Here is a 390-nt window from a genome sequence, read left to right on the forward strand (position 1 = left end):
AGCCTGTATGTAAAGGCTTCGATATATTGTCTCGTGGGACACCTGCTTGTTTACGTCTCCTGGAAAGCTACGTTTGAGCCAGCCGGCAATCTGTTCTGGAGACCACTTGCTGCGCAGCTTCTCCGATACTGCGTGGTGCAATGAAGGATGACAAGCGAGTTTGCATGTCTTGGGCCGTAGAGCGCGGTCCCAGGCAGCCTGATCCGCCGCTGCTGCGCGATAAGCGACCTGACCACCATTTCGCTGCACCTCGCGACTTATGGTAGACGGAGTGCGGCTCAACTGGCCGGCTATAGATCGTAAAGAGGCGTTAATGCTGAGACCGCGCGATATTTCCTCACGTTCTTTCAAGCTCAGCGCCAGCTTACCACGATGCCGATCAGAAGGGCG

The 390-nt window shown here is 55.6% G+C and carries 1 pseudogene; it reads right to left on the bottom strand.

The window, feature by feature from the left end:
- Positions 1-390, bottom strand: a pseudogene (locus PsW64_RS27940) (transposase); the annotation flags it as partial.

Origin of the sequence: Pseudovibrio sp. W64 (assembly GCF_001623145.1) — a bacterium.
Taxonomy (GTDB): domain Bacteria; phylum Pseudomonadota; class Alphaproteobacteria; order Rhizobiales; family Stappiaceae; genus Pseudovibrio.